Below are 8,780 nucleotides of genomic sequence, written 5' to 3' on the forward strand. Positions count from 1 at the left end.
AGAGAAGCAAAAAGCCCTGCTGCGGGCGGAAATATTCGCCGGGCTGCTGTATGAAGAGCAGGTCATCGAAATGATTTTCCGGGAGGTGGAAAATATGCTCGATCTGGAACAGTCTGCCGGTTACCGCCGGATTTTTAACAAAGGCCTGGAAAAGGGCATAGAAAAGGGCATAGAAAAAGGTATGGAAAAAGGGAGGCGGGAAACGCTCAGGGAGAATGTTTTAAAGCTTCTCTACCGGAAGTTCAAAAAACTTCCCGCTCCGTATGCAGAAAAAATAAAGACACTGGATGAATATGCCCTGGGCATGATTCTGGACAACATCTTTGAAATCAACAGTCTTTCCGAACTGGAGGAATATCTGTAAAGGGCACCTTTCGTAAATCGTGAAACCCGTATCGTTTTGCCTGCTGACATTGGCCCGGTGTTGGAAGGACTTTTATTAAATGGGCAACCGGTCAGACGGCTAAATTTTCACACCGTGCCGCCTGATGAGCAAATCCCTTACCAGTATGCCCGCCGGTTCTCCCTGCAGCCAGGCCAGGACCGCCCAGGAATCAAGGGTGATTCCGGTCGTCAAAGGCTTATCGCTCATGGCGGACACCCTTTTCCTTCTCATTACGGTGTTCTTTGGACAACTCACTCAGCAGATCAACATCCTTGAACTTACCGTAGAACTCATCCGCCACGCATTTTTTTACCGGTTCCAGAATTATCCGCACCGGTTTACCAATAAACGGTAATGCTTTCTCGCTGTTAAGGCTGAGGCTTTGAACGGCCGCCCCGTATAGTATTAATTTACTCAAGACCGAGCGCCTCCAGACGCCTGTGATCTTTCTCTCTCAAACCTTCGCGTGAATGCTTCCCCCGTTTCCTGCATCTCTTCATACGGGTAAAGCAGGAGCAACACCTGCCTGTAGCCTTCCGGTCTCCAATTACCGCGCATTAAGATAAATATCCGGATTGGTGACGGAGGAAAATCATAGAAATAATCGAAATGTATCTTTCGGCAACGATTTTGGGGAAGGAGATGAACTTTATTGAACTCTCGCAAGGCAATTGCCACCATGTTGACCGCCGTGCTGCTGCTGGCGGCTGCGGCCGGGCCGGCGCTTGCAGGCCCCCTTTCCTTTCTGCCCGGTGCGAAGGGGGGGAAGGAGGCGGTACCGGCGCCTTATGTGCCGGGCGAGGTAATCGTCAAGTTCAAACCGGGTGTCGAGGCGGCAGAAGCAAAAAACCTGCTGTTTACCACCCACAGGGATCTGGACCTGGTGGAAAAGAAAGCCCTGCCGGATGGTGCTTCCGTTTTCAAAACGGGCGGGGACGTACCAGAGACCATAGAAGCCCTGAATAAAGACCCCCGGGTGGAATATGTGCAGCCGAACTACATCTACCATTCCAGTGAAGTTAAGGTAAACGATCCTCTCTACAACTTGCAATGGGGCCTGGTGAATTCACAGTATGGATCAAGGGCTCCCCAGGTATGGAATGATGCAACAGGAGAGGGCATCATCGTGGCCGTCATCGACACCGGGGTTGACTATAACCATCCTGATTTGGCGAACAACATCTGGCGCAATACCGGGGAAGTTGCCGGTAACGGTGAGGACGATGACGGCAACGGTTTCGTTGACGATACGGTGGGATATGATTTCATCGGCAGTGACTTTCTCAATTCCCAGCCGGATAACGATCCCATGGACGAGTTGGGTCACGGCACCCATGTGGCCGGGATCATCGCTGCCGTGGCCGGCAATGGCGAGGGAGTTGCCGGAGTGTCTCCGGGGGTGAAAATTATGCCCCTCAAGGCGGCCGACCGCAACGGCGTTTTCACCACCGGGGCCATCGTGGCGGCTATCGAGTATGCCGCAAAAAATGGGGCCAGGGTAGTGAATATGAGCTTTGAGACTCCTGAATTTGACCGGCTCATGTACAATGCTATCAAAGATCACCCGGGCATACTTTTTGTTGCTGCTACCGGAAACGAAGGACAGGATAACGATACCAGCCCGTATTATCCCGCTGGCTTCTCTATGGATAACGTGATAGACGGCGTTACATATCCGGCCCTGCCCAACATCATCAGCGTGGCGGCGCTAGCAGATCCGGCCGGTCCTAATAGGGGGGGCCTTGCTAACTTCTCGAACTACGGCTTGAAGTCCGTTGCTTTAGCTGCCCCGGGGGAAGGCATTTTAAGCACCGTGCCCACCTTTGACGGTGCCGGTGTGGCCCTGGCGGTTTATGACGAAGTCTATGGAGATAGGGTGATGTTGTGGGGCTTCGGCGCGGAGGCCCTGGAGGACCCCTCGGCTGGTACAAGCACCAGCGGTGCAGTATACGGCAGCGTGGTGCGGGCGGTATACAACTTCCTGGGCATAGCCCCTGAGGAAACAAAAATCAAACCCCTGCTGGTGGTGGATGATGATCAGTCGGGTGAAAAAATAGATACGCCATACGGGCCAATAACTCTACCAGATGCAAGCAACTTGTATCTTAACGCCCTCTCCACGGCAGGCTACGTTTACACAACCTGTCAGGTTGCTCTCGGAAAAGACTGTCCGCCGGTGGATGTGGCGGCCCATGCAGGCGTGCTCTGGTTCACCGGGATGGCGCCGGGGAGTGCCTGGCACTGGGATGGGATCTCTGGATTGGTTGTTGACAGCCCGAACCTGACGGTGAACGACCAGGTCTACCTGGCTAACTACCTGGAAAACGGGGGCAGGATTTTCTTAAGCGGGTGGGCTGCGGCTGACGGTGCCGGGGATTTTGTAAATGATTATCTTCATGCTCAAATGACCGGTCAATCATACAATTTGCTGGCGGCCGACGGTCTGGCGGAACCGTACGAGGGAGTTTCTTATGCCTTTGTTTTTCCCGCATATTTCTCCCTTTTCTTGCCGGATTCACCTGCAGCGAAAATTGCCTTACGCTCACAACCTTACGCGTCTTGGGACGGAACCTCCATGGCCGCGCCTTTCGTTTCCGGCGGGGCGGCCCTGGCCCTTTCGCGGGCCCTTGCTTTGGGTGTAGTACTTCCTCCCGGCCAGTTAATCAGTATATTGAAACAAAGTGTTACATCCCTGGACAGCCTTAGAGATAAAGTATCTTCCGGCGGCACGCTGGACCTGAAACAGACTGTCGACCGCGTTAACAGCTTGCCTTCGTCCAGTGGTGGCACTACTGGCGGAGGCGGAGGCGGCGGTGCTCCGGTCCCGCAGTCGAAAGTCGAAACTGCTCCGGGTACCGCTGAACTAAAGGCCACGGGTGAAGCGCAAAAGGCTGAAGTTTTAAATGGCCTGGTGACCGTCGACATTCCTGCCGGTGCTCTGCCCAGGGATGCCGGCCTGTCCGTTACGGTGGCCGCGGAAACTCCGGCCAACCTTCCCCCTGGGGCGGTGGCTGCGAGCCCGATGTTAAAACTTGGAACTACCGCACCCCTGGCCAGACCGGTTAAAATCGGCATCAAATACGATTCGTCCAGGCTGGGAAGCCTGGACCCGCGGATGCTTCAGGTTTTCCGGCAGAACGACGACGGAACCTGGGTGGCGGTAGGCGGCAGGCTTGACCGGGAAAAGGGAGCCGTGGTGGTGGAACTCAGCCACTTCTCCAGCTACGCCGTCTTCGCCCTCAAAAAAAACTTTAGTGACGCTGGTGCTCACTGGGCGCAGAGGGACATCGAGCTTATGGCCGCCCGGGGAATTACCGGCGGTTATGAGGACGGCACCTTCCGGCCCGAGAAACCGGTAAGCCGGGCCGAGTTGGCCGCGCTGCTGGTGAAACTCCTGGGTCTCTCCGAAGTGCGGCCGGAATCTCCCACCTTTGCCGACGTTGAACCGTCCGCCTGGTATTACGGGGCGGTGGAAACGGCGGCCCGGGGCGGGCTGCTTGCGGGTGACGGGCGCAACTTCCGGCCGGACGCCACTTTAACCCGGCAGGAAATGGCCGCCGTGATGGTGCGACTGGCCGGGTTGTCCGGCAGCGCTCCTGCGGCCAGCTTTGCCGATGAGAAAGAAATAGCCCCCTGGGCGCGGCAGGCGGTGGCCGCCGCTTATGCCCGCGGCCTGATGCGGGGCGTGAATGACCGGCTGTTTGCACCCGGGTCCATGGTGACCAGGGCGCAGTGTGCAACGCTTCTGGCCCGCCTGGGCGACCGGCTGGGACTCTTCGAGGAAGCCATCACCCTGGAGGGCAGGCTCGTGATGAGCACCGTCGAGCGGCCGCACTACGAGCTGCTCGTGGGAGACAAGAACTACGTTTTACTCGAAGATCCTTCGGACCTGGTCCTCTCCCTGTGGCTTAAGGCCCACCTGAGCCAGAATATACGGGTGAGGGGTTACCTCCTCCCGGGACCCAGCATCTACATGCGCGGACCGGTGCTGCGGGTGATCGGCGCCGGATCAACCAGTCTGTAAGGAAAAGGGGCGGTTTCTCCGCCCCCCCAAAATTTCTTTTTGATGTGTTCCGGTGGTTGTTGCATGCGTTCTTTTTATGATAAGATTAAATTATAACAGGTGCGGGCATCTTTAATTTAATGGAGGCACCCTCTTGAAAGGATGTGTTGCCTTTGAGCACGGTGGCCAGAAAGCTCAGCGCGCTGGAATAATGACATTCCCTATCGCATGCTCCGTTACGCCGCCGATATAAAGCAAAAATACAACCTGCCGGTATACCAGATCCTCATTTATTTCGGGGACCGGGAAATGAACATGGCGGAGGGATTATCCTTTCACTTTAACGCTCAGAATTACCTGGATTACCGTTTCCGGACGGTAGACCTGGGCGGCATCACGGCTGAAGAGATCAAAAAAACCGGCAACTATACTTTATATGCCCTGCTGCCCTTAACCGACAGGGAGAAAAGGAAGCAAAAAGGGGAAAGCTTTTTGAGAGAATGCGCAGAAGAAATAGCCCGGACACCCTTGAGTTTTGAAGAGAAGCAAAAAACCCTGCAACTACCATCCACCTGGAACTCTCCGGCAAATTTGTGCAGGGCCTTCGGGTACGGAACGGCGAATTCTTCAGGCCGGAATTCGATTATACATCAAACAGAGTGTTGCTGCGACGAACTTTAAAAACGATCAACAGCACGTCAACGTGTGGACGTACGCCTGGCCAGGGAATTTGACGACCTGAGCGTGAAGCTGATGCGCATCCCGGTAGATAGAGAAGTGTCTATTTAGCATGTTGTTCAAGCCAAAGCAGAACATCATTGATGGTCAGGCGGCCCGCTGCCAAGGCTTCCATAAATGCCACCACGTCGGGATTTGAGGCGACCAACCGCAACCCATTCTTCCTGAGGACAACAGCCGCAGCTACAAAGGCCGTGCGCTTATTACCATCGAAAAAAGCCTGGAGGAAACAGCCGCTGCTATCGTCTAGATGGGCTACAAAGGCCGTGCGCTTATTACCATCGAAAAAAGGGTGGTTCCTGACCAACCCGTATAAAAGAGCGGCCACCTTGGTGAGAAGCTCCGGGTAGAGCTCTTCGCTGCCAAAGGTGGCCAGCGGGTTCATAACTGCGCTGTGGAGCAGCCCTCTGTGCCATAATGGAGTGAGACACCTACCCCCCTCGAAATTAGTGTAGTATCATGGAGGGCGGAGAGAGGTGATGGGTAATGGCAGGAAGTTTTGTGGTACGGCAGGGGCAAGGCCGGGAGTCCGAGAACAGAGGACCTGAGTCAGGTCGGGATAGAAGGGCCGTCCAGCCCGGTTCGGCGTCTTCAATGGTGGGACAAACCTCCCGGCCGGATCCTGAGGTAGTGGAGAAGGCGAAGCGCCGGCGGTTTTCGGCCGAGTACAAGCTGAGCATTGTCCGTCAGGCGGAGGCTTGTAGGCCTGGAGAGTTGGGTGCCCTGCTTCGCAAGGAAGGCCTGTATTTTTCCAATCTTTCCTGTTGGCGTCGTCAGATTGCAGAGGGTCAGTTGGCGGCTCTTAGCTCCCGGAAAAGGGGTCGGAAAGGACGGCCGGAGGATCCTGTTTTCAAACGGATTACTGAGTTGGAGCGGGAAAATGAGCGCCTCAGGAAGCGACTGCAGCAGGCTGAAGACATCATTGAGTTGCAAAAAAAAATTTCCGATGTACTGGGGATTACGATGAGGAATCTCGACGGAGAAGAGAAGAACTGATCATGGCTGTGGAAGAGGCCGCCGCTGGGAGTACCGGTATAAGGATATCCGCTGCTTGCAGGGCTTTGGGTGTGGCAAGGTCGTCCCTATACCGCCGCCGGCGGCCGGCTCCCGCAGTTGCCGGCCGGGTATATAAATGCTATCGTTCGCTAACGGATGAAGAGCGCCAGAATGTCTTATCCGTGCTCAATTCCGAGCGTTTCATGGACCAGGCTCCGGCGGAGATCTACGCCACTCTTTTGGATGAAGGGATATACCTCTGCTCGGTCCGAACCATGTATCGCATCCTGGCCGAGCAGGACGAGGTTCGGGAGCGCCGGAACCAACTTCGTCATCCTCAGTACTCGAAGCCGGAACTTTTGGCCACAGCACCGAACCAGGTTTGGTCGTGGGACATCACGAAACTGAAGGGGCCGGCCAAATGGACGTACTTTTACCTGTACGTTATTATAGACATCTTCAGCCGGTATGTAGTGGGTTGGTTGGTTGCCCACCGGGAAAGCGCATCTCTGGCAGAGCGCCTTATCCGGGAGACCGTTGAAAAGCAGGGAATAGCGCGGGGACAGCTTGTCATTCACGCGGATCGCGGCTCATCCATGACATCAAAGCCGGTGGCCTGTCTTCTGGCCGATTTGGGAGTCACGAAGACCCATAGCCGCCCCCACGTAAGTAATGACAACCCATACTCCGAATCGCAGTTTAAGACCCTTAAGTACAGACCCGAGTTCCCGTCCCGTTTTAGTTCAATAGAAGAAGCCCGTTCCTTCTGTGTTCCGTTTTTTAGCTGGTACAACAAGGAACATCACCATTCGGGAATCGGATTTCTGACGCCGGAGACCCTCCATTATGGCAGCGCTGCGGAGGTAACGGCGGCCAGGCAGGCGACCCTTCTGGCAGCTTATTCGGCTCATCCGGAGCGCTTTAACAAGCCGCCGCAGCCACCAACTGTCCCAACAGCGGCCTGGATTAACCAACCCACATCGCCTCACCGGGATGCGTAACGAAGAAGTTGCTAGACTCAGTTCATGCTCTTTTTCGGAGCCTGAGGTAAATGGTTCGGCAGCGAGGCCGCGGGAGGGATAAGAGGAAGCCGTTTATGCTCACGCAAGGCCGAGCGACTGTTGACGGCTGCAAAGGTCAAAATGGTAGAATGGCGATTGCGAGGGCCACTAATGGTTCCTCATGCTCCCCTCCCTCGCCCTCGGCACAACCCTCATACCATTTTGACCTTTGCAGTCAACAGGGCCGAACACCGATACGCAGTGTAGCCGTAAGAAATGAGATTAACGGGAGGTGCTCAGGACGATGAAAGCACGATGAACTGCAGAAAAACCGGCACCAAAAAGATATGGTAAACCAGCAGTATGCGCGATATGGTATTTGAACCATTAAAAGGCAGCTCCATTAATTACCATGGCCCCAATGGCTCTACACTAATTTCTCGAAAAAAGTGTCTCAGATCTATTGACACGTTCCGCAGGTTGCGGTCGTGGATACCACCAAGGCCACCAGTAGTCCTGATAACCTCTTCGTGTATCATTTCCACAGCCTGCGGGGTTATCCACTTCATGTGGAAGCAAGCTCCTCCAGAGCCGGCCTGTACTGCTCAATGATCTCCCTGGCCAGTTCCAGATCCTGCCTGACCGCAAGCTTTTCGATGAGCATATTCAACACCTGCTTCAGCTCACCGGGCGGGAGCTTGAGCAACTCATCTATGAGGACTTGACGGGTCATGAAAACCACCTCCTGCTCTGATTGTACATCAAACAGGCCGTTGTTGCGACGAACTTTAAAACATTGCCCTCGTCTTAGGCCATTTGGGCAATCGCTAGCCAGATCGATGTCCGAATGCCCGTCAAACCGGCCGCCCCCGGGCCAGGGAACCGAAAAGCCACACCCGGCAGCAATGATGCCAGCGGACTACTCCGGCGGGCCGCTTGGCTGCGGTGGCGAAAACGATGGCAGAAGTTCAAGAAAAGCGCCGGCTCACTGGCCGGTTCGCTGGTTATTAGCGGGGAACGAATCCCCTTTAAAGGCGGGTCCAGTGGCATTCCTATATACCTGCAGTCTCAAAGAGACAGTCGATAAACCCCGACTAAAAGCATAATTCCTTTTCCTAATCAGTTCGTATTGGTAGACAATACCATCTAATTGGGATTTAATGGTGGATTTGCTATTTTAAAAAACGAATTTAACTACTGTCCATTCCAGGAAGCCTCCGTTTGAAGGTTTGTTCCTTGAAAAAGGGTAGACTATCCCCTATTTATACTGCATGACGAATTTTAGCAGTCTTCATGCTGGCCAGCCTGATCCTGGCCCACCTCTTGATATTCACGGCAAGGGCGGTAAACACAGCCTGGAACTCGACTTTAAGCGTACCCCAGTAGCGGGCACGCCGCAATCCATGATGGTAAACCAGTTCTGCTCCCGTACCTTCAATGGGACAACGCTTTTTGATCTCCTGTTTGTATTCCTCGGTCTTGCTGTATGCCAGGGCTTCCATCTGGACCTGGTAATATTTGTTTACCGAAATGGTGCGCCCGTTCTTATTTTTGGTGCAGGTTTCTCTTAATTCGCAAGCCTGGCAGGCTTCCTTAGGAAAACGGTAAATCCAGGCCTGGCTGTTTTCATGGTAGGTTCTCTTGTCCGTAGTTATCC

Annotated in this window: 9 protein-coding genes; 4 read left to right on the plus strand and 5 right to left on the minus strand. The window is 54.5% G+C overall.

What is annotated here, in order from left to right; all coding sequences use genetic code 11:
* A partial coding sequence (locus GFC01_RS17230) for a DUF4351 domain-containing protein (protein ID WP_152948387.1) occupies positions 1–364 on the plus strand: 364 nt, incomplete at its 5' end.
* Positions 365–463: 99 nt separating this feature from the next.
* On the opposite strand, the gene GFC01_RS19865 is transcribed toward GFC01_RS17230, so the two are convergent.
* Positions 464–592, minus strand: coding sequence for a hypothetical protein (locus GFC01_RS19865; protein WP_279233512.1), 129 nt, complete (start codon positions 590–592; stop codon positions 464–466).
* The gene (locus GFC01_RS17235) at positions 582–803 is read right to left on the minus strand and encodes a hypothetical protein (RefSeq protein WP_152948388.1); all 222 of its coding nucleotides are present in this window, start codon (positions 801–803) and stop codon (positions 582–584) included. Before GFC01_RS17235 ends, GFC01_RS19865 begins: the two co-directional genes overlap by 11 nt.
* 234 nt (positions 804–1,037) lie before the next feature.
* Here GFC01_RS17235 and GFC01_RS17240 point away from each other — a divergent pair, with 234 nt between their 5' ends.
* Positions 1,038–4,409, plus strand: coding sequence for a S8 family serine peptidase (locus GFC01_RS17240; RefSeq protein WP_152948389.1), 3,372 nt, complete (start codon positions 1,038–1,040; stop codon positions 4,407–4,409).
* A 207-nt stretch (positions 4,410–4,616) separates the two neighbouring features.
* Positions 4,617–5,069 carry an RpnC/YadD family protein gene (locus GFC01_RS17245; RefSeq protein WP_194175021.1) on the plus strand — a complete coding sequence of 151 codons (453 nt, stop codon included), beginning with the start codon at positions 4,617–4,619 and terminating at the stop codon, positions 5,067–5,069.
* 100 nt (positions 5,070–5,169) lie between these two features.
* On the opposite strand, the gene GFC01_RS17250 is transcribed toward GFC01_RS17245, so the two are convergent.
* Entirely contained in the window at positions 5,170–5,529 is a 360-nt protein-coding gene (locus GFC01_RS17250) for a type II toxin-antitoxin system death-on-curing family toxin (RefSeq protein ID WP_279233513.1), read from the minus strand.
* Positions 5,530–5,720: 191 nt separating this feature from the next.
* Between GFC01_RS17250 and GFC01_RS17260 the strand changes: the two genes are divergently transcribed.
* Positions 5,721–7,123, plus strand: a protein-coding gene (locus GFC01_RS17260; RefSeq protein ID WP_423244412.1) for an IS3 family transposase whose coding sequence is annotated in 2 segments (ribosomal slippage) — positions 5,721–6,066 and positions 6,066–7,123 — 1,404 coding nt in all. Because the reading frame shifts where the segments join, the coding sequence is not laid out codon by codon here.
* 565 nt (positions 7,124–7,688) lie between these two features.
* Here GFC01_RS17260 and GFC01_RS17265 read toward each other — a convergent pair.
* Together GFC01_RS17265 and GFC01_RS17270 are read right to left on the minus strand one after the other, a co-directional pair.
* The gene (locus GFC01_RS17265) at positions 7,689–7,856 is read right to left on the minus strand and encodes a hypothetical protein (RefSeq protein WP_152948393.1); all 168 of its coding nucleotides are present in this window, start codon (positions 7,854–7,856) and stop codon (positions 7,689–7,691) included.
* A gap of 529 nt (positions 7,857–8,385) precedes the next feature.
* Positions 8,386–8,780 (minus strand): transposase (locus GFC01_RS17270; RefSeq protein WP_194175023.1); only part of this gene is annotated, 395 nt, incomplete at its 5' end.

This window comes from Desulfofundulus thermobenzoicus, from assembly GCF_009428905.1.
Taxonomy (GTDB): domain Bacteria; phylum Bacillota; class Desulfotomaculia; order Desulfotomaculales; family Desulfovirgulaceae; genus Desulfofundulus_A; species Desulfofundulus_A thermobenzoicus.